We start from the raw sequence: 201 nt of genomic DNA, 5'->3' as shown, positions 1-201 counted from the left end.
CAGCCCGCCGCAAGCGTGTGCGACCCCGCCAAAGGACGGGAGTCATTGACCGGACACAACTGGCATCATTCGCCCCGTGCGAGGGATCATTCCAGATCCAAGGCGGGCGGCTCAACGGATGACAGTGTCACCGGTCGTGCTTGAAGGCAGCAATGAACGCGCCGTCCGGGCGGGAACCGTGGGTATTTCCAAGATGGACGG

Origin of the sequence: Zavarzinella formosa DSM 19928, from assembly GCF_000255705.1 — a bacterium.
GTDB classification, from domain to species: Bacteria; Planctomycetota; Planctomycetia; order Gemmatales; family Gemmataceae; genus Zavarzinella; species Zavarzinella formosa.
Note: the sequence above shows the minus strand (reverse complement) of the source record.